Origin of the sequence: Bacillus sp. Cr_A10 (assembly GCF_029222665.1) — a bacterium.
In the GTDB taxonomy this organism is placed as follows: domain Bacteria; phylum Bacillota; class Bacilli; order Bacillales_A; family Planococcaceae; genus Psychrobacillus.
This window is the reverse complement of sequence record NZ_JARHXR010000011.1, coordinates 40,379-64,461: the sequence shown is the minus strand read 5'-3', so window position 1 is coordinate 64,461 and position 24,083 is coordinate 40,379. Positions and strand designations below refer to the sequence as shown.

The 24,083-nt window shown below is 35.0% G+C and carries 23 protein-coding genes, 1 pseudogene and 1 riboswitch; of the genes and pseudogenes, 11 read left to right on the top strand and 13 right to left on the bottom strand.

Annotation, left to right across the window (positions count from 1 at the left end; translation table 11 throughout):
- Nucleotides 1-157 precede the first annotated feature (157 nt).
- The 3 genes from P2Q73_RS13440 to P2Q73_RS13430 all read left to right on the top strand — a co-directional run bounded on the left by P2Q73_RS13440 (nucleotide 158) and on the right by P2Q73_RS13430 (nucleotide 3,711).
- Entirely contained in the window at nucleotides 158-1,438 is a 1,281-nt protein-coding gene (locus P2Q73_RS13440) for a sensor histidine kinase (protein ID WP_275788052.1), read from the top strand.
- Between the two features lie 2 nt (nucleotides 1,439-1,440).
- Complete coding sequence (locus P2Q73_RS13435) at nucleotides 1,441-2,322, top strand: response regulator (protein ID WP_275788185.1); 882 nt, start codon at nucleotides 1,441-1,443, stop codon at nucleotides 2,320-2,322.
- Between the two features lie 114 nt (nucleotides 2,323-2,436).
- Nucleotides 2,437-3,711, top strand: a complete 1,275-nt coding sequence (locus P2Q73_RS13430) for a cation:dicarboxylate symporter family transporter (RefSeq protein WP_056831363.1) — start codon at nucleotides 2,437-2,439, stop codon at nucleotides 3,709-3,711.
- Between the two features lie 660 nt (nucleotides 3,712-4,371).
- Here P2Q73_RS13430 and P2Q73_RS13425 read toward each other — a convergent pair.
- From P2Q73_RS13425 to P2Q73_RS13415, 3 genes are all read right to left on the bottom strand, one after another.
- Nucleotides 4,372-5,925 (bottom strand): bifunctional metallophosphatase/5'-nucleotidase, encoded by a 1,554-nt coding sequence (locus P2Q73_RS13425; protein WP_275788050.1) that lies wholly within the window; start codon nucleotides 5,923-5,925, stop codon nucleotides 4,372-4,374.
- Between the two features lie 78 nt (nucleotides 5,926-6,003).
- The gene (locus tag P2Q73_RS13420) at nucleotides 6,004-7,179 is read right to left on the bottom strand and encodes an SLC45 family MFS transporter (protein WP_275788047.1); all 1,176 of its coding nucleotides are present in this window, start codon (nucleotides 7,177-7,179) and stop codon (nucleotides 6,004-6,006) included.
- 364 nt (nucleotides 7,180-7,543) lie between these two features.
- Nucleotides 7,544-8,944 carry a purine-cytosine permease family protein gene (locus P2Q73_RS13415; RefSeq protein WP_275788045.1) on the bottom strand — a complete coding sequence of 467 codons (1,401 nt, stop codon included), beginning with the start codon at nucleotides 8,942-8,944 and terminating at the stop codon, nucleotides 7,544-7,546.
- A 293-nt stretch (nucleotides 8,945-9,237) separates the two neighbouring features.
- A riboswitch (Lysine riboswitch) is annotated at nucleotides 9,238-9,421 on the top strand.
- 127 nt (nucleotides 9,422-9,548) lie between these two features.
- Between P2Q73_RS13415 and P2Q73_RS13410 the strand changes: the two genes are divergently transcribed.
- From P2Q73_RS13410 to P2Q73_RS13390, 5 genes are all read left to right on the top strand, one after another.
- Nucleotides 9,549-10,394, top strand: a complete 846-nt coding sequence (locus tag P2Q73_RS13410) for a transporter substrate-binding domain-containing protein (RefSeq protein ID WP_056831356.1) — start codon at nucleotides 9,549-9,551, stop codon at nucleotides 10,392-10,394.
- Nucleotides 10,395-10,454: 60 nt separating this feature from the next.
- Nucleotides 10,455-11,210, top strand: coding sequence for an amino acid ABC transporter permease (locus P2Q73_RS13405; protein WP_053591196.1), 756 nt, complete (start codon nucleotides 10,455-10,457; stop codon nucleotides 11,208-11,210).
- 19 nt (nucleotides 11,211-11,229) lie between these two features.
- Entirely contained in the window at nucleotides 11,230-11,964 is a 735-nt protein-coding gene (locus P2Q73_RS13400; protein WP_053591197.1) for an amino acid ABC transporter ATP-binding protein, read from the top strand.
- 390 nt (nucleotides 11,965-12,354) lie between these two features.
- Nucleotides 12,355-12,885 carry a copper resistance CopC family protein gene (locus tag P2Q73_RS13395; RefSeq protein ID WP_275788040.1) on the top strand — a complete coding sequence of 177 codons (531 nt, stop codon included), beginning with the start codon at nucleotides 12,355-12,357 and terminating at the stop codon, nucleotides 12,883-12,885.
- A 3-nt stretch (nucleotides 12,886-12,888) separates the two neighbouring features.
- The gene (locus P2Q73_RS13390) at nucleotides 12,889-13,977 is read left to right on the top strand and encodes a copper resistance D family protein (RefSeq protein ID WP_275788039.1); all 1,089 of its coding nucleotides are present in this window, start codon (nucleotides 12,889-12,891) and stop codon (nucleotides 13,975-13,977) included.
- Between the two features lie 49 nt (nucleotides 13,978-14,026).
- Here the strand turns inward: P2Q73_RS13390 and P2Q73_RS13385 are convergent, their stop codons facing one another.
- From P2Q73_RS13385 to P2Q73_RS13375, 3 genes are all read right to left on the bottom strand, one after another.
- Complete coding sequence (locus tag P2Q73_RS13385; RefSeq protein WP_275788036.1) at nucleotides 14,027-15,217, bottom strand: MFS transporter; 1,191 nt, start codon at nucleotides 15,215-15,217, stop codon at nucleotides 14,027-14,029.
- Entirely contained in the window at nucleotides 15,214-15,648 is a 435-nt protein-coding gene (locus P2Q73_RS13380) for a MarR family winged helix-turn-helix transcriptional regulator (RefSeq protein WP_053591203.1), read from the bottom strand. Before P2Q73_RS13380 ends, P2Q73_RS13385 begins: the two co-directional genes overlap by 4 nt.
- Nucleotides 15,649-15,882: 234 nt before the next feature.
- Entirely contained in the window at nucleotides 15,883-16,221 is a 339-nt protein-coding gene (locus tag P2Q73_RS13375) for a heme oxygenase (protein ID WP_053591204.1), read from the bottom strand.
- 219 nt (nucleotides 16,222-16,440) lie between these two features.
- Between P2Q73_RS13375 and P2Q73_RS13370 the strand changes: the two genes are divergently transcribed.
- Nucleotides 16,441-17,607 (top strand): TraB/GumN family protein, encoded by a 1,167-nt coding sequence (locus P2Q73_RS13370; RefSeq protein WP_056831344.1) that lies wholly within the window; start codon nucleotides 16,441-16,443, stop codon nucleotides 17,605-17,607.
- A gap of 52 nt (nucleotides 17,608-17,659) precedes the next feature.
- Here P2Q73_RS13370 and P2Q73_RS13365 read toward each other — a convergent pair whose 3' ends face one another.
- The 3 genes from P2Q73_RS13365 to tatC form a co-directional block, all read right to left on the bottom strand.
- Nucleotides 17,660-18,643 (bottom strand): EAL domain-containing protein, encoded by a 984-nt coding sequence (locus P2Q73_RS13365; RefSeq protein WP_275788028.1) that lies wholly within the window; start codon nucleotides 18,641-18,643, stop codon nucleotides 17,660-17,662.
- 131 nt (nucleotides 18,644-18,774) lie between these two features.
- Nucleotides 18,775-18,975, bottom strand: a complete 201-nt coding sequence (tatA, locus tag P2Q73_RS13360; RefSeq protein ID WP_053591206.1) for a twin-arginine translocase TatA/TatE family subunit — start codon at nucleotides 18,973-18,975, stop codon at nucleotides 18,775-18,777.
- A gap of 100 nt (nucleotides 18,976-19,075) precedes the next feature.
- Nucleotides 19,076-19,837: a twin-arginine translocase subunit TatC gene (gene tatC, locus P2Q73_RS13355; RefSeq protein ID WP_275788025.1), complete on the bottom strand. Its 762-nt coding sequence runs from the start codon at nucleotides 19,835-19,837 to the stop codon at nucleotides 19,076-19,078.
- 299 nt (nucleotides 19,838-20,136) lie between these two features.
- On the opposite strand from tatC, the gene P2Q73_RS13350 reads away from it, so the two are divergent.
- Together P2Q73_RS13350 and P2Q73_RS13345 are read left to right on the top strand one after the other, a co-directional pair.
- On the top strand, nucleotides 20,137-20,349 hold the full coding sequence (locus P2Q73_RS13350; RefSeq protein ID WP_275788022.1) for a hypothetical protein: 213 nt from the start codon (nucleotides 20,137-20,139) through the stop codon (nucleotides 20,347-20,349).
- Between the two features lie 184 nt (nucleotides 20,350-20,533).
- A pseudogene (locus P2Q73_RS13345) lies at nucleotides 20,534-20,719 on the top strand (GMC family oxidoreductase); the annotation flags it as partial.
- Nucleotides 20,720-20,930: 211 nt separating this feature from the next.
- Here the strand turns inward: P2Q73_RS13345 and P2Q73_RS13340 are convergent.
- From P2Q73_RS13340 to mtnW, 4 genes are read right to left on the bottom strand one after another with little or no spacing between them, the layout of a single operon-like run.
- Nucleotides 20,931-21,467, bottom strand: coding sequence for a 1,2-dihydroxy-3-keto-5-methylthiopentene dioxygenase (locus tag P2Q73_RS13340; protein WP_056831342.1), 537 nt, complete (start codon nucleotides 21,465-21,467; stop codon nucleotides 20,931-20,933).
- A 21-nt stretch (nucleotides 21,468-21,488) separates the two neighbouring features.
- On the bottom strand, nucleotides 21,489-22,100 hold the full coding sequence (locus P2Q73_RS13335; RefSeq protein WP_053591210.1) for a methylthioribulose 1-phosphate dehydratase: 612 nt from the start codon (nucleotides 22,098-22,100) through the stop codon (nucleotides 21,489-21,491).
- The gene (locus P2Q73_RS13330) at nucleotides 22,097-22,762 is read right to left on the bottom strand and encodes a 2-hydroxy-3-keto-5-methylthiopentenyl-1-phosphate phosphatase (RefSeq protein WP_056831341.1); all 666 of its coding nucleotides are present in this window, start codon (nucleotides 22,760-22,762) and stop codon (nucleotides 22,097-22,099) included. The genes P2Q73_RS13335 and P2Q73_RS13330 overlap by 4 nt, the downstream gene beginning before the upstream one ends.
- 5 nt (nucleotides 22,763-22,767) lie before the next feature.
- Nucleotides 22,768-23,982: a 2,3-diketo-5-methylthiopentyl-1-phosphate enolase gene (gene mtnW, locus P2Q73_RS13325; RefSeq protein ID WP_275788015.1), complete on the bottom strand. Its 1,215-nt coding sequence runs from the start codon at nucleotides 23,980-23,982 to the stop codon at nucleotides 22,768-22,770.
- Nucleotides 23,983-24,083 lie beyond the last annotated feature (101 nt).

Genomic DNA, 24,083 nt, shown 5'->3' with positions numbered 1-24,083 from the left:
GAAAGTTTCTACAAAGTAGATATGAAACAAGCTATAGGTATTTTTTTAAGGCAAATCTTCACCAATTAGATTAAGCTTGCTACGTTGGATTTTATTGTGAGAGAAAAATGATGTATCTTTAATAGAAGATAAAATATATAGGTTATAGGTGAATGAAATGTTTTCTAAAAGCAACCTCTTTTTAAGTAAACTTAATAGAAGCGAAAAAATTATATTAATTTTTACGGCCATACTGACGACCCTTGCAAGTGAAGTCAAGGTAGTGCCTTTTGAAGAAGAAGCATTTCGTTTTGGACTGGGGAGTGTTGCATTTTTTCTCCTTATTTTAATTTGGACACCAGTGTCCTATTTACGAACCGGTTTGGTTACCGGTATAACAGTAGTGTGTTTTCGTGTGTTGGAAGAATCGATGCTTGATGGCGTTCAAGTTGTAGTAAGTTTGAAAAATAACTTTCCTGCATTTTTCTTTTACTTTGTATTTGCGATGGTATTAGACTTGATCAAAATAGAAAAGTATAAATCTTCTCCTCTTATTTTAGGAGCATGGGCAACCTTGTTAGAAGTGATTGGAAACGTATCGGAGCATGTTTTGAGACATGGATTATTGCACCAAGACTTATTAAGTTTCAAGGATTTTGCTTTAATATGTGGAGTAGCTTTATTTCGTAGTTATTTTGTTGTTGGATTATATAGTTCTATTACAGTTTCGGAGCAAAAAAAACAAATGCAAGAAATGCTTGGTGTAGGTTCCGAACTATATGCAGAAACCCTTTATTTACAAAAATCCTTAAATCATATAGAGCAAATAACTGCCTCTAGCCATGACTTATATAGGCGTTTAAAAAAGAAAGAATTACATGAACTTAGTATTCAGGCATTACATATCGCACAAGAAATTCATGAGGTAAAAAAAGATTCTCAGAGGATTTTATCTGGGCTGACTAAAATAACGAAGCAACAAAAAGAAACACCTCTCTTTCTTTCAGATGTAATGGGCTTTGTTATTAGTGCAAATGAAAAATACAGTGAACTATTAAAGAAAAAGATTTCTTTTCAACTATCCATGTCCGTCGATTTTGAAACAGATAAGCAAATTCCTCTATTGGCCGTGTTAAATAATCTGACTGCCAATGCTGTTGAAGCAATTGTTGGTTCGGGTGACATTACGGTTACTCTGTTTGAAGAATCTGAATTCACTTGTTTTGTTATGAAAGATACAGGTAAGGGTATTCTGAAAGAGGACGAGTCCATTATTTTCGAACCTGGATATACGACAAAATATAATGAGCAGGGAGTTGCTGCAACAGGTATTGGCCTGTCTCATGTAAGGGAAATTATTCAACAGTTGAATGGAACCATTCAAATAGAATCACCTCCAATTGGAACCATTTTTCGAATTCATATCCCTACGGAAAACATACGAAAGCGAGTGGAATAAAACTGCGTTATTTTATTGTAGATGATGATAAAGCTAGTAGAACTATGCTTAAAAATATAATAATTGATCATGAACTTGGCATTGTTATAGGTGAGGCAGTTAGTGGAGCGAGTAGCCTCTCAACTATTCTATCCATGCATCCAGATGTTGTGCTAATAGACTTATTAATGCCAGAGTTGGACGGTATTGAAACAATCGAACAGTTGAGAAAGGAAGGATTTCAGGGTCAATTTATTATGATTTCCCAAATAGTAAACAAAGAAATGGTAGGGGAAGCGTATGAAAAAGGAGTAGAATTTTTTATACATAAGCCTATTAATCGTGTGGAAGTACAAAGTATTTTAAAAAAGACAGCAGAACAATTTAAACTAAAAGATTCACTTCTAGCAATTCGACAATCATTAGAAAATATTGCTCCAGGCAAACCGATAAAGAGACAGCAAAATGTAAAAGAAATTGTATTGTCTATGTTAAATGATATAGGGGTAATTGGAGAAACAGGAAGTGATGATATTGTTTCGATAATAGAATATTTAATGGAGCGAGAGGAACTATCTGTTCAATTACCACCATTGAAGGACCTATACGAAATTGTTGCTTCCAAAACACATCCGGCAGATATAAAAAAGGAGAGTAGAGCAATCGAGCAGCGTATTCGTAGAACGATCCTATCTGCTATGAATAATTTAGCTTCTATGGGTTTAATCGATTATACGAACCCCAACTTTGAATATTATGCTCCTCGGTTTTTTGAGTTTCAAGAAATTAGAAATCAAATGAGACATATGAATGAAGAAACTGATGTAGCAACAAGAGTAAAAGTTAATATTAAAAAGTTTCTTCAAGTATTGTATTTAGAAACAAAGGATAAATACAATCAATAAATATATATTATGTTTTGTCGGATTACGTCGGATTTTGTAAGTTACCTTTAATATATTCTAAAAGCTACTCCGAATGAGAGAAAGCGTTTTCAATATAAAAGGGGTGACGGATTCATGAAGAAAAAGTTTAAATTTACTCTGGCATATCAAATTTTAGTCGGATTAATTTTAGGTATAGTTGTTGGAGCCATCTTTTTTGGTAATCCTGCTGTAGAAAAATATTTACAACCAATTGGTACTATTTTTATTAATATGATCAAAATGATTGTTGTACCGATTATTGTTTCTACGTTGATCCTAGGCGTTGCTGGAACAGGTGATATTAAGCAACTAGGGAAGCTTGGCGGAAAAACATTAATATATTTTGAAATAGTTACGACTATTGCAATAGTTGTAGGTTTATTAGCAGCTAATATCTTTAAACCTGGTGTTGGTGTTGATATGTCCACACTATCAAAAGGTAATATCGATCAATATGTACAAACGAGTGAAGAAGTGCAAAGTCATGGATTTGCTGATGTAATTGTAAATGCTGTGCCAAGTAATATCGTTCAATCTATGGCAGATGGTAATATGCTTGCCATTATATTCTTTTCAGTCTTATTCGGTTTAGGAGTAGCTGCTATTGGGGAAAGAGGGAAACCAGTCCTTGCCTTTTTCCAAGGAACTGCAGATGCTATGTTCTGGGTAACTAATTTGATTATGAAATTTGCACCATTTGGTGTATTTGCGTTAATAGGTGTTACTGTTTCTAAATTTGGATTGGAATCTTTATTGCCACTCGGAAAGTTAATGATACTAGTTTACGCTTCTATGCTATTCTTCATTGTTGTTGTACTAGGTGGTATTGCAAAGTTAGTTGGTATCAATATCTTCCATCTAATTAAAGTATTAAAAGACGAATTGCTTTTAGCTTATTCTACATCTAGCTCCGAAACTGTTTTGCCGAAAGTAATGGAGAAAATGGAGAAGTTTGGATCACCAAAGGATATTGTTTCCTTTGTAATACCAACAGGATATTCTTTCAACTTAGACGGCTCCACGTTATACCAAGCGATTGCGGCAATTTTTATTGCACAGATGTATGGAATTGATTTGAGTATTATGCAACAAATTACACTCGTTTTAGTATTAATGGTAACATCTAAAGGAATCGCTGGAGTACCAGGAGTTTCCTTCGTCGTACTATTGGCTACTCTAGGAACTGTAGGAATCCCACTAGAAGGACTTGCGTTTATCGCTGGTATTGACCGTCTTCTAGATATGGCTCGCACAGTAGTAAATGTAGTAGGTAATGCATTGGCTACAGTCGTTATGGCTAAATGGGAAGGTCGTTTCGATAAAGAAAAAGAAGAAAAATACTATGCTTCTTTGGAAGAACTAGCATAATAAAAATAAGAGGGGCTGTCCTTAAAGTCATAAAAAATGACTTTTAAGGGTAGCCTCTTTCTTCATAGCTTTTATTAAAAAGTGCGATAGATTTCGGTTCCAGACGGATGCTTTCCGCGGGCGAGCGCCGAGCCTTCTCAGGCCAACATGATGTTGGTCATGAAGGCGTTGAGGCCCACAGGGATGTGGGTCATGCAATCGTTGTCGCAGAACGCGGCGAACTTAGATTGCCTTCCATTTGAAGAGGCGGCCTTAGCCTTCCTTCCTCTCTAACGCTACGTGCGGGGTCTCGGACTGTCTATCTTCCCGCAGGAGTCACCGCCTGAAACGAAAATCCATTACTTCATTCAATCAACAATATAATAAAACGGGATAGTATACAAAAAAACCGCCAAATTTCTTATAATGTAAGTGACCAAACCAACAAAAAGAAACGGCGATTTTTTATGTGCAATCCAATGATTACTACTATAAATTGTAAAATGACAATTCCTACCCATGTTCAAACCATATAACAATCATCAAAGTATGGTGATTTTCAACTTGCAAGATCTAATCCCTACTCATCATATTGAAAGTAGCAGGCATTCGAACAGCCTCTTATTTTTACAGCCTTCTAGCAGATAAGCAATTGATGGATGAACCAGCTTTTTAGTATTACTACCAGATAACTTTCCAATTACGGTTAACTGTTGCCTTTATCGTTTTTCGCTCCAGTATATAGTTAGCAAGGATTTCCGACATGTCTATCGGGATATCTTTCACAATGTCTTTGCCCTTAAACATCAAATAGTCTCCACCGCCACCAGCACGATAATTATTCATCACGACATCATATTCATGCTGAAGGTTTAAAGGAGCACCTTTGTAGTTCAATGTAGTTACTCTGTTTCCAACTGGGTTACGAATATCTAAAATATACTCTATGCCTTCCCACATATCATAATTATAATGCTGTGGTTTTGGTTGTATGTAATTAGAATTTACTTCAAGCATTCCTTCTCGATTCAAAACAAAATAACGTGCGCTTTGTTCTAATGCATCTTTTATATCTTGCCCGGACAATCGAAGCACCTTTAATGTATTTGGATACTTGTAATTAGAAATGATGTCGCGCATCGTCACATCTGGTTCAAAGCCAGGAGACGAATTGCTAAAAAGAGAAGTATTAGAGATTTCTACTCCAGCTGTTTCCATTTGTACTTTATTAATAAATTCTATTAGAGGATTGTCACTTGTTCTAATAAGAAATGGATCCTTGATTAACATATCGCCTTCTACTTTGCCGATTGGTTGATCCAGCCAATGTTGAGTTTCTTCTTCAAAACGAGAAGCCTTTTTTAAAACCTCTTCATCTGCTTCAACATTATCTACTACTAATAATTCAGAGGATTTATTTATAATCTCGTTCTGATTATTTAGCGTTAGAGTAACTTTACTTATCATTTGCCCGTTATTAGACGGCTGAACAGTTACTACACCATTTAAATTGCCAGTTAAAGAGCGATGCTGATGCCCTGTTAGGAGGACGTCTATTTCACTAATTTCCTTACATATGGCATATCCCTGATTTTCTCCCGTTAAGTTTTCTGTTGGTTCTCCAGTCTCCAGATCTCGTTCAAATCCTCCATGGTAAGAAACAATTAATACGTCAGGATGCTCTTTTTCACTAATATATGTAACCCATTTTTTTGTTTCTTGGAGACAATCCTTAAAATCCAAACCAGTTATATTATGCTCGTTTTCCCAATTTGGGATGTAATGAGTTGTAACACCTAGAATAGCTATTTTTACAGATTCAATTTCTTTGATGATATAAGGACAGCCAAAATAAGGCTTCCCCGTATTTGTGTCTAAGATATTAGCAGATAGCCAAGGAAACTGGGATTCTTCAACCGCCTGATTTAATATATCCAACCCATAATTAAACTCATGATTTCCAATAACGGCAGCATCATAGGACAGTTCATTTAAAATGCTGATCATGGGATTTTTTTCATCCTTTAAAAATTGAATATAGTAATATGTTAGCGGAGTTCCTTGAATTAAATCACCATTATCGATCAAAATTAATTGCTCGTTTAATTGTCGCTCCTGTTTTATTATCGTAGCTAATTTCCCTAAGCCAATATTAGCTTGTTCGTTATTTACATAATTAATCGGAAAAATGCTTCCATGTATATCACTAGTTTGCAAGATCGTTATCTTTTTCAACTATCATTTCTCCACTCTCTTATGGTAAGTATATACATTAGATTATATATAAATAGAACCGACTGTCCAATTGGTAGTTTACAATCGCACGGGACTAGTTCTAGGGGTTTTAACCTTCCACATACAAGCTAATGCAAAAAGCATACTTACTGCCGTAGCATTAAATAGTACATCATATCCAAATATATCTATTAATAAGCCTAAAGAAGGTGGTGAAATTATAGCTGCTAATGAAGATACTAAATAATATAATCCGGTTCGAGTACCAAAGTTATGTTCACTTCCGAGAGAGACAATGAAAGGGTATGAATTTATATTTATGCATGCCCAAAACATTCCACCAATTAATAGTAGTAAGCGCAGGGTAAAAAGGGATTCCACCCAATTTAATAAAAAGAAGACAAAAAATAAACCGATAACTCCCGTTAAGATTACTTTTTTCTTACCAAACCTAGCACCTAGAATACCGCTTGGTATAGCAGCCAGTACAAAACTTAATGAAAAAAATGCAAGTGAAAAGGCAGATGAGCTCTTGGATAAATTAAGCTCGTTTACACCATATAAAGTAAATAACGCTTCCATCCCTTGAATTGCTACAAACCAAAAGAATATTGCGGTTAGAAGAAAGATGGTAGGTTTATTTAACTCTGCTTTATAATCTATCTTTGAATTAGTTGTAATGGTAAAAGGAATAGCATCTCTATTTTCATTAATATTATTAAAGACAACTACTAGCGCTAATAGGAAGATTGCTGAGACCGCTAAAAATGGGAGGGATTCCTCCACTCCAAAAAGAATAGAGCCTACACTGAAAGCTAAAATTCCGCCAAGTCCTCCCATAAAATTGATAACACCATTTGCTTTCGTGCGTTTAGCCTCAGGAGTAATATCTGGCATTAACGCAATAGTAGGGGAACGGAATATCGCCATGGATATATTCATTCCTACCATAAAAATCACTAATGTGGTCAAACTTGTGTGGAAGGGAATAAGTGCATAAAACAAAGCTGCTAACGGTATACCAATTAATAGATATGGCATCCGTCTACCAAAGCGTGAATGTGTGCGATCACTTTTGTTTCCTATATATGGCTGTAAGAAAAGAGCAAAATAATTATCAATTGTCATGAGAAAACCAATTAATGCAGTACTTGAAAGAAAGTCGTTCAGAAAAAAGGGAACAAACGCATTATATAAAGACCATCCTATACTAATGCTAAAAAAACCAAACCCTAATAACCACATCTTTTTCATCGCATTCCCCCTCTAAAAAGAAATCATTATCGTAAAAAATATTTCACTTTATATATATGGTTTTGTGGAAGTAAAGAGTCCTGGGTTAATAATATCAATTAATTAAAAATGCACCCTGTAGAACTACAAGGTGCATTAGTAATATTGTATAAACAAAATAACCCTATGAGTTGTTGGATAAATAGTTTTGAGGGTAAAAGTAGAGTAAAACCAATTAGGCAACCAGCCTACTATAAACTCTACCTCCTGAGAGAAGCGAGAATATAGTATAAAAAACGAATTAAAAGGCTATCTGGAAGTTAATAAATGAAGGGTAAGCTGATTGAATGGTTAATAGTTGCGGGTAGAAAAAATCTTTTAACTATTATGCAATATAATCTTCCTTAGGAATGTCATTAGGAAGCTTTTTGCTATAATATTTACCTTTTGTAAAAATGGCTAAAATCACGGTGAGAATAGCTGCTAGAAGTGCTGCGAAGAATGCCGCAGTACTTTCCAGAAATGATCCCATATAACCTAGTGCGGCTATCGTACCTAAACCACTTGAGATAAGTAAAGATACTACTCCAACAGGATTCCATTTATATAAATATTCGTGTCGAGCCTCGTAATAACCTGGCCCAATTTTTAATAGTTTTTTCACGATCATGGCATCCGTAACTAGAATCGATGCCCAAGCGAGTAAAAAGACTCCTTGGAATGTCATGGCTGTATCTAAATGATCCACAATACCACCTAACATCAAACCTATTGCACAAATACCTGAGACAACAACCCAAAATCGTCTGCCTGGTGTAAATCTAAATACGTTCTCGAAGAAGTTAGAAAGTGATAGGGAACTACTGTATATATTAGTAACGTTAATTCTAAGCTGAGTTAACATAGTGAATAATACGCCACCTAAACCTAAGAGTAGAACGATATAAACACCTGGATTTGGTTCACCTAGACGAACACCGAACCATATACCAAGACCACCCATAACTCCAAAACAGAAAATTTGTGGAATAAAACCAATTGCAAAAGATCCAATTTTTAAATCTTTTGGTTTAAGAAAACGTGCGTAGTCTGAAGAGAGTAATGCTGTCAGACCCATTATTCCGTGTTGCATTCCTATACAAAGTAGTAAAGCTTGGCCACCCACCTGTACTCCTTCTGGCATATACGTCCAAAATGCTCCTTCATAAACCGTTGGAGTGAAGAAAGGCATTATGATGGCACACAATAAAAAAATACCGAAAATCGGTAAAGACCATTTTTGTAATTTATCTAGTTGTTTAATACCAAACCAATTTAATGGAATAACAATAGATCCGAAGAAAATGATTAGTGCCCATTCAGGTAGGGCGGGGAAGAAGGTGTGAACTGCGGAAACTAAAATCAGGCCTTCAAAGGCACAGTACATGATAAAGTTTGTTGCATAAATGAATGAGGTTAACGATGCACCTATGTAACCAAAACCTCCGCCTCTTGATAATAAGTTAACGTTCATCCCGGATTTGGCTGATAGATAAGCTATGAACGTTCCGAGTATACCGGCAACGATTATCGCATATATGGAGGATATGATAGCATTTATAGCCCCGAATTGAAGTGCCATAACGCTTCCCATTTGAAAATAAAAAATTGCCGTTGCGATACCAAATGTGATATTGGTAATACTAAACCAACCCATCTTCCTTTGGTCTCGAGGCACTCGATCTAATGAAAAATCATCTTTCATTTCTTCTGACACTTTGTGATCTGCGACTTTGACAGATCCCATAATATCAACTCCTTTTTTGTATTAATTCATAAAACAACTCACTTCCATTTGTTTGATAAATTCGTCTACCACTTCATCCATAACCTATTATAACAGTAATGCCAACGTTTTTTAAAAATAACGATTGAGATTAGTTAGCTAGAGTTTATTATTTCCTTTAGCGTTTGAAAAAATGTATTTACTGTTAAAAGATTATTTTCAATTCAGAAACTTGTTATTACTTCTAGAATGATTGACAGATAGTATTTCTTATTGTAGACTATGGACAATAATTAAATACGACCTCACTTATGTAGTGGGGTAGAGGCGCGATATTTAACAGTCCTTAGTGGAGTTTGAGAAGCCATGATTCTAGGGAGAAGGAAATGTCGCCGAAGTTTGTAATAGTTCTCGGTATTACTTGCTGGGTCTGTAGTGAATAACTACAGGACTGTCCGCTATAAACATCCCGGTTTATAGTGGTGTGCTATCTCATTTGGGAAAAGTAGAGGATTTAGGGCAACTATACATATTGCGACCTGAGTTCATCTCAGGTCTTTTTTTATGTAAGTTGTCCTTTTTTAGTAGTTAAAAACATAATCATATATAAAAGGAGAGAAATAGAATGAAAAACAAACTAATAGTTTTAGTAATGTTCGTGTCTATCATGATGCTTTTAGCAGCATGTGGGTCAAGTAATACAGAAAATACAGAATCATCATCTTCTAAAGGTGACGACAACACTTTTACAGTTGGTATGGAAGCAGGATATGCTCCATTCAACTGGACTCAATTAGATGATTCAAACGGCGGTGTAAAAATTGACGGCAATGCAGAATATGCAGGTGGATACGATGTAGAAATTGCCAAAAAAATTGCTGAAGGATTAGGAAAAGAGTTAGTTATTGTGAAAACAGAATGGGACGGACTAGTTCCATCCTTAGAGTCAGGTAAAATCGATGCAATTATTGCAGGGATGTCACCGACAGCTGAACGTAAAGAAACAATCGACTTCTCTGAAAACTATTACACTTCTAACTTTGTAATGGTAGTTAAAAAAGGTGGACCTTATGAGGGAGCTACTTCTATTCAAGATTTTAGTGGGGCAAAAGTGTCAGGACAATTAAATACTTCACATTATGGCGTAATAGATCAAATTAAAGGTGTAGAAAAACAACCAGCAATGGATAACTTCCCTGCAATGCGTGTAGCACTAGAATCTGGAATGCTAGATGGTTATGTTTCTGAGCGTCCAGAAGGAATAAGTGCTTCATCAGCGAACGAAAACTTTGCGATGGTTGAATTTACCGATGGATTTGTTGCGGATGAGGAAGAAACAGCAGTTGCAGTTGGACTTAAAAAGGGCAGTGACTTAACAAAACAAATTAATGATATATTGGCGGGTATTTCAGAAGAAGATCGTCAAAACATTATGGATACTGCCATTAAAAATCAACCCGCTTCTGAATAAAGATGAAGTGATACCGGCTGCATCTCTTTGCAGTCGGTTTAATTTTTGAGGAGGATAAGTATGAGCATTGAGTATATAATATCAATGGTTACCAATAACTGGCCGATGTTCCTACGTGGAGCAGGGATGACGCTCTTAATCTCTATCATTGGTACAATCTTTGGAGCCATTATTGGTTTGCTGGCAGGAGTTATTCGAACAATCCCTATGCCAGAACGAAAAGCAAAACGAATTTTCTTGAAGATAGTAAATGCAATTCTAACGATGTATATTGAATTTTTCCGTGGTACACCGATGATTGTACAAGCGATGGTTATCTATTATGGGTCTGCTTTAGCTTTTGGTGTGGATATGGACAGAACTGCTGCAGCTATTTTTATCGTATCTATTAATACGGGGGCATACATGGCCGAGATTGTTCGTGGTGGTGTCATTTCCATTGATAAAGGACAATTTGAATCAGCACAAGCAATCGGTATGAATCATATACAAACGATGCTTCATGTAGTATTACCACAGGTAGTACGAAATATTTTACCAGCTACAGGAAACCAATTTATTATAAATATTAAAGATACGTCAGTACTGAATGTAATAGGTGTAACAGAACTATACTTCCAAACAAAAACCGTTGCGGGAATCAGCTTCAAATATTTTGAGCCGTTTTTTGTTGCGTGTATTTTGTACTTCGTTATGACGTTTACGGTGACAATCATTTTACGTTATGTTGAAAGAAGATTAGATGGTCCTGAAAATTACAGTATGATTGGTCAACCAACACAAGTCACACTACCAAAAAACAATGCGGGATTATAAAAAGGAAGGAGTGGATAATATGGAAAAAGTAATTGAAATACAACATTTAAATAAATCCTTTGGTAACCATGAAGTATTAAGAGATATAGACTTTTCCGTGAGCAAGGGAGAAGTTGTATGCATCATAGGTTCTTCTGGATCTGGTAAATCCACACTTCTCCGTTGCGTAAATCTATTAGAAAAACCAAGCGGTGGACAGATTATTTATCATGGTGAAAATATATTAGATGATAAACATGATATCCATGCTTACCGAACAAAGCTAGGAATGGTTTTCCAACAATTTAACTTATTTAATAATCATAATGTATTAAGTAACTGTGTTGTTGGGCAAGTAAAAGTGTTAAAACGGTCTAAAGAAGAAGCAGAGAAAAAAGCACTCAAATATTTGAAAGTGGTTGGTATGGACCAATATGTGAATGCAAAACCAAGTCAATTATCAGGTGGCCAAAAACAACGTGTTGCAATCGCTCGAGCTTTATCGATGGAACCAGATGTTATGCTGTTTGATGAACCAACCTCCGCTCTGGATCCAGAGATGGTGGGAGAAGTTCTGAAAGTAATGAAGGAACTAGCCGAAACAGGGCTTACTATGTTAATCGTAACGCATGAAATGGAATTTGCAAAAGAAGTTTCCGATCGAGTTGTATTTATGGATAAAGGGGTTATTGCAGAAGAAGGAAGCCCTGAACAAATTTTTAATAATCCAACACAAGAACGAACGAGAGAGTTTTTAAAGCGTACATTAAAATAAGAAATGTATATCCTTTTAGGACAATTTTATTATTATACTTGATTATTATTTGGTTTCCCTTCAACATGAGAAGGGAAGCCTTTTTTATTTTCCTTTATTAAATGGCTAATGTTTTAGCTCGTCATAATGTATGGGATTAAAAATAGACACTTATAGAGTGACGCATATAGGACTTAGTTAAAACTTAGTGTTGTTAAATAGTACAGGACTGCTCGCTGCAAGATAACGTAAAGAAAATGTATAATTATCATTGCCAATAAAATAGAATGAATAGTTCCTTTAAAAAATGAGGAGGTTGTTAATGTACCTCTTTTTTTGTTGAAAGTAATTTCATACTTTCCTCACAAAGAGTAGCTATACTAGGTTAAAGATATAATAAGGAGGATTATCATGAAAAAAATAATTTTAGTATCATTTATTTTCATGTTTGCTTTTGCAAATTCAGCTTGGGCACATACAGGATTAGAGAGTTCCAATCCTGAAAGTGGGCAAGTTGTAACAGAAGAACTAAATGAGATTTCCCTCATTTTTGAAGGGAAAATAGAACAAAGTAGCACCTTTGAATTAATGAATTCTAATGGTGAGTCAATTCCAGTTGAAAATATTTCAGTAAATGAAAATCAAATGATTGGAACTTTAGCGATACCTTTAGAGACTGATAGTTATGAAATCGCTTGGAATATCGTTGGAGCAGATGGGCATCCAATTGAAGGAACTGTTCCTTTCACTGTAGAAATTGCTGCAGCGGAAACAACAGAGAACGAGGAAGTAGAACAAGCAGAGACTATAGCAGCACCTAATACAGACCAAGTTGAGCAAACAGAAGAAAGTCAATCTTCATCTAGTACAATTCCTATTATTGTTGTCGCATTGATTGTTATCATTGGTGGGGTCTTCTTCTGGTTACGTAGAAAGAAATAATAGATGCTTATGACTGTTGTTAGTGAGGTACTATTATACCTTTGTTTCTCCATTTTGATAGGTAGTTTTCTTATTTCTCTTGTACCAAGTTCTTTTAAACCTGAGATTCTTGTACAAAGAAGGGTTCAAATTATCGCTACTGTTGGAATTGCACTTTTTTCGTTTATTCCTATTTTGCTGCTTGTCTTGCAATTAGATCAGGAAGAAAATTTTGTAGGAACACTTCAAATGGTCTTAAATACATTTGAAATAGGAAAAGCTTGGTTTTTTACATTCATCGTAGCTAATATGTTATTTATATTTCTTCTTTGGTTTGATGATCAAAAGAATCAGTTATATGCATACGGAGGACTTGCTTTCACTTTCCTTTTAATTTTAGGGTTTGGGTGGTCAAGTCATGCAAGCTCTGTGGGGTACATAAAAGGGTTTATCATTCATACAAGTCATTTTACAGCGGTAACGGTTTGGGTGGGTATTCTACTTGTAGTTAGTTGGTTTTCAAAAGGATTTTCAAACTGGTTGAAGTTTTTAAAATGGTTTTCACCAGTAGCAATCGTATGTTTTAGTATTACGATTGCTTCGGGAATAGGGTTAATGACGTTCGTAATGGATTTTGAAACGTATACAGATACCTGGATGCTCTCATACGGACAACTTCTGCTTATTAAACATTTATTCATTATTCCATTGATTGTATATGCAGCTATCAATAGCTTATTCGTTAAAAAGAAATTAATAAAATATCCAAACTTTAACCCTAGATCTTGGTCAAAAATAGAGAGCCTAATTATTCTACTCATTTTTTCTGTCACTGCAGCACTTAGCAATCAATCACCCCCTAGTGAAAATACGTTTAAAAATGAGGGGCCATCTAGACTGTTCAGTTATTTCTATCAAGGTCAAAACCTTCAGGTAATGCATGTAGAACTAGCATTTAATGCTACAGGTTTTTCTCTATTTGTATTATCTATACTTTTAATAGGCTTAACTATTTACGCTTTTCTTAAAAAAGCACCAGCTTTGATAACGTTCTTTTTAAGCATACTATTTGTCTTTTCAAGTTATTTAGCGTTAATTTTGAGTATTACATAAGAGATAGGCTATCCTCTAAGTTTTATTAGAGGGTAGCCTATTCTTTTTGTTACTCTGTAGCTAAATTAGCTTTTTCTTTTCGTCCATGAAGAAGAAAATATGGAACAATAGTAAGGAGAACAAGTGCTCCTAAAATAACATATAGCAAGCTATATCCAGTAAAAGGAATGATAAAACCAAGAAGATATGGTCCAAAACCAAGACCTGCATCCAAGAATATAAAAAATGTAGATGTTGCGAGGCCCATCCGGTGGGGTGGGGTAAGTTTTATAGCCACTGCTTGAGTGGTAGACTGCATATTACCAAAACCAAGTCCAATTAGTCCACCAGCTAATAAAAAAGTGAAGCTATTATTTGCTACACTGAGTAGAAGCATACCAACGCCAAAAATGATAAAAGCAGGATACATAATGTAGTTTGCACCTTTAATATCTAGTAGGCGGCCAGTAACTGGTCTAGATATAAGGATTGCTACAGCATAAACGATAAAGAAGAAACTAGCTGTTTCCACTAATTCTATTTTTATCGCATAAAAATTAATAAAGGATAGAACACCGGAGTAACAAAATGCGACGGTTAGAATAATGAACGCGATGGGTAAAGCCTTTGGTTCCACAAAATTGGAAAGTTTAAAACCTTTTGTTTCTTCGTTTTTGATAACCTTTTCAGTTGCAGGTACATATAGAAAGAAGGTCGTGAGGAGACTTATGATTCCTAATGCTAGACAGAAACCGAAAATGACTTGGAAACTAGTATGTTGACTCATATAAATTCCGATGAAAGGTCCAATGGCAGTTGCTAGCGTAGAACTCATACTGAAATAACCAATACCTTCGCCTTTTCTAGACATTGGTATAATTTGTGCAACAATTGTTCCGGCTGCCGTACTCGCTATTCCCAAAGTTAAACCATGAAGGAATCGATTGATTAGTAAGAAAGTTAAGCCGAAATTCACATAATATAAAGAGGTTGTTAGTGTAAATAAAGCTAAACCAACAAATAATGTTTTTTTCCGACCAATCACGTCCATAGGACGACCAATGAAAAGTCGACCAATTAAAGTTCCAATGATAAAAATTCCTGTTATTAAACCTGCTTCACTAGTAGAAGCCTCGTATTCACTTACTGCATAAACGGCTATTGTGACCATCAACAAATAAAAAATTAATATTAATAAAAAGTTAATGGACGATACGACAATAAAATCTTTCGTCCATAGTTTGGCTCTTGATTGATTCATTCGTGTTCACCTTTCGTTAAAATATTTTTTCGTATTTCTTCCATCAAACGAATTGAATTAAGTTGATCGGACTCAGAAATTCCTTTTAAAATATGCTGTTCATATTTATCTACTGTTAGTCGAACCTCTTCATATACCTGTTTGCCTAGTAAGGTCAACTGTATTCTTTTTTCGCGTTTATCTTTACTGGGCATTTGTTCTACAATTCCTAGTTCTTCTAAACGGTTTATTGTTCTTGTGACGGTGGGTTTTTCAACATTTTGGTAATTAGAAAGTTCGACAAGTGTAGCGGAAGACTGATTGGATAAGTAATATATGATGGTCCACTGTGCTCGATACAAGCCGTGTTTAGCCAGTTGTAAATTTAAATGATGCTCAAAAGGACGGTACAAAAGTGAAAATTGACGAAAAAATTCACGATACGTAGTCATAATCTAACACTCCTAAAATAAATTAGTTACCCACGATAATAGTTATCTTAGGTAACTAATTTAATATAACAGAGAATTAATGAGTTGAAAAGACCTTTTATAAAATAGCTATGTAAATGTAATTTTTATTTCTATGTTGGTCGCGCATCTTTAAAATATCCGTTTATTATAATAAATTAACAAAAAAGCTCCTACTTAACCGTAATAGAACAGTTAAGTAGGAACTAATTATCATTATTTAGATGGGATGGCTTCAATTGTAGAGGCAACTTTTGTAATAACTAGTTCACTTCCTAGAAGTGGTGATTCTTGAGAAGTAGATTTTGATTCGGAATTTGGTCGTTTGTGCGATTCTTTGAAGGCATCACTGTTTTTCCAAGCCTCGAAATTCTCAAGGTTTTCCCAATACATATTTACATTTAACTCATCATATTCTGTAAGGTTTTGTGTAATTGTTACTTCTACTTTTACAAAACCCTCCATTTGTTGTAATGCACCTGGTTTAGTGAAATTAGGTGCCATTTTTTCAGCAAAGCCTGGTTTTGTTTTAATTTTGTTTGTGACAATATACATGTAGCCATTACTCCTTTTCGAGTTATTTGATAAAAACAGTATACCATCTTTTATGTGTTTCACCTTGTAGGACACGCAACCCAAAAATTTTCCTCTCTAAACAGTAAAACTTAATTGATATTTATCTTAATCTAATCCATTATTAATAATAGACAGTCTTTTCGTAATCCGTAAATAGAGGATACGCAGAAGAAATATATTCTATGAAGGAAGAATTTTGTGAAAGAAGAAAACATTACTCGCATAAATTTAGATGGCAGAGAATTGATTTTGATTGGAACAGCACATGTCTCCAAACAAAGTGCGGAGCAAGTGAAAGAAGTAATAGAAGCAGAGAAACCAGATTCTGTTTGTATTGAGTTAGATGAACAAAGATATCAATCTGTTATGGACGGAAGTAAATGGAAAGAAACGGATATTTTTAAAGTCATTAAAGAAAAGAAAGCGACATTGCTTCTGATGAATCTAGCAATATCATCTTTTCAAAACCGTTTAGCAAAGCAATTTGAGATAAAACCAGGTCAAGAGATGATTCAAGGAATTGAGTCTGCCAAAGAAACTGGCGCTAATCTTGTGCTTGCAGATCGGAACATACAAACTACGTTTTCTCGTATTTGGCATAATCTCGGATGGTCTGGTAAGGCACAGCTGCTATCCTCCGTATTCTTTAGTATTTTTAGTAGAGAAACAATTTCAGAAGAAGAATTAGAAAAGATGAAATCACAGGATACGCTCAATGCAGTTCTTGCAGAGTTTACAGAATCATTTCCAAAACTTAAGACTCCTTTAATTGATGAAAGGGATCAGTACTTGGCACAAAAAATTAAAGAAGCTCCAGGGGATAAAGTAGTTGCGGTATTAGGTGCGGCTCACGTTCCAGGTATCTCGAAAGAAATTTATAAAGAACATGATTTGGAAAGACTCAATCAAGTACCACCGAAATCGATTGTACCTAAAATCCTTGGGTGGGTAATACCGGTGCTTTTAATAGCCATAGTTGTTTACACCTTTTTTGCAAATCCAACTGCGGGCTTGGATCAGGCTTTGAGCTGGGTAATATGGACAGGAAGCTTTGCTGCCATCGGTGCTGCAATTGCTTTTGGACATCCGCTTGCTATACTCTCTGCCTTTATTGCAGCTCCAATAACTACATTACATCCCTTAATAGCGTCGGGATGGGTTTCGGGAATAGTTCAGGCTTATTTCCGACGCCCAAATGTAGGGGATTTTGAAAATCTTTCGGAAGATGTTTTTACGATAAAAGGGTTTTGGCGCAATAAGGTTACACGAATTTTACTAGTAGTTGTTTTAACTAATTTAGTAGGATCAATCGGAACTTTTATTGGTGGGGCAGATGTTATTCGGGTATTTTTTAATAATCTATAATGTAAAACCTCCATTCTTGCTACTTTACTGACAAGGATGGAGGTTTTGCTATTTATAATGGTTTAGGAGCTGGCTTGCCGAAGAAGTATCCTTGAAATAACTCATAGCCGATCTCTTTTAACCATTTAAAATCGTCTATTTCTTCGACTCCTTCAGCCAAAGGAACCGATTGCAACTCGCGTGCCTTTTCTAAAAACTTCAAAGCTACTTTTTGTTTCATAGCATCATTTGCAACACCTTGAACATATTTCATATCGAGCTTCATATACTTTGGCTTAATATCTTCTAACATTTCCAATGTACTATACCCTTCTCCAACATCATCTAGTGCATATTGAAAACCCTTTTCTTTATAATAAGTTAGAATTCTCTTTAAATGATCTATATCTTCTACTTTTTCAGATTCAACAACTTCAAAAACTAGCTGTGACGGATTTACTCCTAGCTCATTTGCTAATTCAGTAGTGGATCGTAAACAAAACTCTGGGGAATAAATAGAGGTAGGAATGAAATTAATAAATGCTTTTTTCTCCTTTAATGGTGCAGCATATTTCACAGCAGTCATTCTGCAAACACGATCGAGTGCATACAGACGGCCTCTTGCTCTCGCAGCAGAAAATATTTCATTAGGATAAATTAATGAGCCATTCTTATCTTGGAACCTGGAGAGTATTTCGTATGCAAATACCTCTTCTTTTGCATCGACAATAGGTTGATAATAACAAATTAGCTGTTCGTTTTTTATAACTTCGTCAATCCATTGCATCTCTAAAATAGTTTCAACTTCTGATAATGGTCTCCAATCCTGATTAGCAACTTTAAATGTAATATCACTCGTATTCATATGATCGATACTGAAATCAATGAAATCTCTTACTTCTGTCTCGTATAATTTGATTTGATCCATTTCTTCTTCTATTAACATTTTTCGTCGATTTAAATGCTCCATTACCTTAGGCATCATTGCTAAATTGTCGTTCCCCTTGACCTTAAAAGTAAACATCAAATCTTTTACCGTACAATTATTACATTCCATGTTCTAATCCATCCCTTTATACGTTACTATCACTTCTTAACATAATCTGAAACACTATACTTGTAAATTATTTCTTCTTGAAATAAAGGAAATAAAAAACCAACTATTCATAGAATAGCTGGTTTGCCACATTATATTTTCTTTTTAGCGTCTGTATTTTCTTCTAATTTAAATTCTTCTGTAACATCGTCAACGATGTCTTTAGTGGAGTTTTTAAATTCTTTTAACGTTTGACCTACTGCTCTTCCTAACTGAGGAAGTTTAGATGGTCCAAAGACGATTAATGCGATGATTAGAATGATTATTAAACCTGGTACGCCGATGTTTGGCATGGATTGTTCCTCCTTATAGTATGTTACATTTATTCCAATGGCGATGTGTATGCAGTAGTAAACTTATCTTTAGTATAACACGCTTAGGAGAAATTAAGCCCTAGACTTCATTTTCTAATGCCTCTTCTTCCAAAGCTCTTTTTGCTAACTGTTTTTTATATGCCCAGCTCGAAACAAGGATACTGATTTCGAATAACAATAATAACGGTACAACGATGATAAAGTCTGAAATGAAGTCCGGAGGTGTAATAGAAACTCCAACTACTACAAGTATAAAGTAAGAAACTTTTCTCATCTTACGTAGTCGATTAGGTGTGATGATTCCCAGCTTTGTTAAAAACAATATAATCACAGGTAGCTCGAAAACAATTCCAACTGGAATAATCAAATTAAACATGAACGTAAAATATTGTTGCATCCCGTATGTTTCTAGGGCTCCAATTGAATCATTAATATTAGACATGAAGTTCAACATCAAAGGAAATAAAATAAAATAACTAAAACTAATCCCAGCTAAAAACAGTAAAAAAGAGACAGGGATAAAGTAAATGGTTCCTTTTGCTTCTTTCTCTAATAGTCCTGGTTTAACGAATAACCAGATTTGGTGCATCGCAATTGGCAACGTTATTAATATAGATAGTATTAGAGCACATTTGACATAAATCATTAAACCATCTGTATATCCAAATACATTCCATTCCACGTGAGCAGCTGTAGGTTGTGACTTAAGAAATGTTAATGTCTTTGGGGCCATCCAAAATCCTAAGGCTAGAGATAGAATAAATGTGACGGCTACAATAATGAGCCTTTTTCGTAATTCTGTTAAATGTTCGACAAGCGTCAATTCTGGTTCGTGTGTCATTAGTGTGTACCACCCCATTTTCTCAAATAAAGTGAGATATTTATATGCATAGAAAAGCATGTTTACTAAAATATAATAGTTACTACATGAAACTGTTGTTTTGTATCATCTCACATTATACTCCAACAGTCGAATTTGTAAATAAAAGCACCTTTTATTTTTCAATTAATATAGGAAAAAAGTTTTTATATATACAAACTTTTTCTAAAACAACCAATATAAATTTGAAACTATTTATGTACAGTTTAAGAAAAAATGTATTAAATGATAAGCTCGTTTAATATATATTCTTATTAAGGATGAATAAAATTGGCTCAGTATCATTTGGAAGAATTGAAAATATTAAATTAAGTCTTCTTGGTTTTATGTTAGTAGCAGATTTTGCATTGTTTCTTACTTTTAATAATAGCGTTTTGCCACGGTTTGCTTTACTTGTATCTGGTATTGGTCTATCCATTATAGTTCTTTGCTGGACAGGAAAAAAATATACTTATTTTCTTTCACCATTGTGAGTTTGTACAGAAATATTTTCAATAGTTAATAATCTGCATTCTACCATTAAGTAAAAATAATATATATGTGACTAATGTTTAACTAAGTAAATAAATTAGTTTTGGATAATTAGGAGATTTTATTGTGTTAGTTGGAGCGCTTGGTATTCTCCTTGTATACAAAGAGAAGGCACAAACAAAAGAAGATCCAGCTACTTCAGCAGTTAACTCTTATCTACAAATGTGGGAAGCAGAGAACGTATTTGTAGTGGGAGCATCTACATTCATAATAGTAACTTTAATCCTACCGAAACAATTGGAGCTACTTTCTTACCGTGCTGCAGAAGGAATTCAAACTTATTTAATACAAGGTGGACTTCTAGTTAAATAATAATCAATAAAACTCCTAAATAGCTTGTTACAGGCAATTTAGGAGTTTATATAATAGGCTATTTGTTTAAAAGATCACTACGCATTCGATACAGGATTCAGTGTTTGCTTTTTTAACTTTTTATAGAATGTACTTTATAATTTGCAATTTTGAATATGAAACATCTCTATTTAGTAACTATCTAGAATGCTCATGCATGCAGTTCTTCTTATTAACCTTGTGCAACTTCCTCGTCTTGGTAGACTGGTACCCATCCTTCAGTTGTTACAAAGATTCGTGCTGCTACTACTTTACGGTCTTCAGCAAGTGTGAAGTAATGTGTGATATTCTCCGGAACTGAGATTAGATCTCCAGGTGATAGATGGACTTCAAAGAAATTTTCATCTTTTCCTTGAATAATAAATACTCCGTGACCGCTAACAATGTAACGAACTTCATCATCTGTATGAAGATGTTTACGTTCAAAGTTTTTTAATAGTTCATCTAAGTTTGGATTAGAGTCAGATAAAGAAATGATATCAGCTGCTTTGTACCCACGACGTTCTGATATATCATCTATTTCTGCTTTAAATGCATTTAAAATTTCTTCTTTTTCTGCATCGCTAAGATCATACTTTTCACGAAGTTGCTCTGGTAATTTTTCTATATCCCAATGCTCATAAATTACTTCTTGTTGCTCTAAAAATGCAGCAACCTCATTTTGTGCTTCAATTGTTTCATTTGTTCCTTGAATTTTAATGATAGCCATCTAAATCTTCCTCTCTTATTTTTATTTTATTTGACGTAAAGTCAACTGATACTGAAATAAAAATTCACAAGCTTCAAGTAACTTCTTTGCTTCGAAACCATCCCTACCCCAAACAGTAATACCGTGATTCCGTATAAGTACAGCTCCTTTATCACCATCTATATATGTCTGAAACTCTTCGGCGAGAAGTGGAATATGGGCATGATTTGGAATGATAGGAATAGAAAGAATTGCATCTTCTTCCCACAAATCGAAAGCTTTAATAAGTTCTTGCCCTTGAAAATCTATTTTTCCCTGATCACCGTATAATTCGGAGATGACGTTATTAGCAACTGTGTGAACATGGAGACTACAGCCCGCAGAAGTTTTAGAATAAATAGCACAGTGCAATAATGTTTCTGCAGACGGCTTTAAAATGGTATCTTCTATTGGCTCTCCATTTATATTTACATGTAAAAAGTCTTCTTTTGTTCGCTTATTCTTATCTTTTCCGCTTGCTGTAACTAAAAACTCTACTGGTTCATCATTCACCTTAATTGCTAAATTTCCACTAGTTCCCATAAACCAATCTCGTTTAGCAAGTTCGTCTTTTATATCTGCTAACTCTTCCCATCTACCACGGAGCGTTATCATGTTTGAACACCTAACCTTGTTTCAATAATAGTCATGACATCTCGAAAATTTTCGAAAGGTTCATATGGAATATTCAATTCCTTGCACTTTTCAATAAGAAAATCCCGTGCTATGACAACATCTGCTAATTTTGCAGCTTCTAAGTCAGTAATAGAATCACCAATTACAACACTTAACGAATCTTTTTCTTGGAGCTTTCGAATAATGGATGGCTTACAGCATCCGCAACCTTTGCTCGTACATAAATCATCGCAGACATGCGGAAAATTGATTTGTATTCTTTCTCCTGAGAAGTCTGCTTCATTACAATAAACCCCCGAAAAAGGACCAAACTTTTCTAGCATTGGATGAACAAAAAAATCAATTCCACCACTAACAATATAGAGAGGGATATCGTGCTTTCTTGTATAAGAAACAAAATCGGCGAATCCTTCTCTAATCTCTGCCTGATCAAGCAAGTAGCTTATAATTTGATCTTTTATAGATACAGGTAACAGAGAGAACATTTGAGCAACACCTTCTCGGATAGATTGCTTTTGCCCTAAAATATTCTCTTTGATCGGCAAGTATGCTGGGGGAGCAAATTTTTTCATAATGGATATAATATTGTCTTGGTTTGTAATGGTCCCATCAAAATCACAATAGATTACTAGCTTACTCATAATGCTTACCCCCATAGTTCCAATGCTGCTTTTAGTTCTGGAAACTGTTTTGCTGCTTCAGCATACGGAATTCCATCAAGGACTGCTGATACGGCCTGCCTAAAGGCAAGTCCTCCTCCTGTAGCGCCAGTAGGATGACCATGCACTCCACCACCTGCATTTATAATGCTGTCTATGCCAAAGTCTTCGATTAACAAAGGAACCAATCCAGGATGAATTCCAGCCGAAGGAACTGGAAAAGTTCGTTTTACTGCACTTTCTTTCGTCAATTCTTCCCCAAGTGATAGTGCAGCTGTTTTCTCCAGTGCGACGCTTCCGTATGGTGAGGGGAATAATGAAAAATCTGCCCCTGCATAACGAGTCAATTTACCAAGTAAAAGTGGTGTTGAAACTCCATAAAATGGGGATGAAGTAAAAGCACCACTATAGGCTGGATGGGCCATGAATGGCAACTGAATATCTTCATCTTCCACAAGTTCTTGAAGTACATCTAGACCATATGCATGAACATTAAATAATAGAGCATCAGCCCCAAGCTCTTTTGCCTTTTTTGCTTTTGATTTTAAATCGGATGTCCGCCCAGATAGGTTAACTGCATAAAGTGTTCGATGTCCAGTTTCCTCATACACCTGACGTAGTACTTCTTTAGCTGTAATAATTCTTTTTTCAAAAGGAGTAAGGGGGTTTTCGAAGAGAATTTCATCATCTTTTACTAAATCTACTCCACCTAGAGCTTGGTTACGTAGCTGTTCAGATAGGTAATTGATATCTCTTCCAATTACTCCTTTAAAAATACTCATCACAAGTGGACGATTATACACTCCTAGCAATTTACGAATACTTTCAATTCCGAATCTAGGTCCTGGGAAATTATCTAAAAGGTCTGATGAGAATTCCAAGTCTAGTAGCTTTACTTCACCGTCAAGCGATAGTTTGCCGAAAACAGTTGTTAATATGGCAGGTAAATCTGCAGAGAAATTAGCACTAGGATAGTTTATTTTAATCTCTGCTTTGATTTCAACTCGTTTTAGCGGATGGTGACTATTTTCAAATTCAGTTATCGATATAACATTTCCTTTATGCTTTTTTAATTGCTCTTGCTCTAGTAACGGCAAATCAGTCCAGGATCCTATAGTTAAACCGAGCGCAATTCCTTCTGCTTTTTTTTCAAAAGTTCCAGGTTTACCGTAAACCTGATAGAGAGTAGTAATTCCACTCATTTATTATCACAATCCTTTATATAACAAATTTCAACTTAGTCAATGTCGCAGCGTCTTGCCCCTTCTAAATATAAAAAACCTCTTCCAAATAAGAAGAGGTT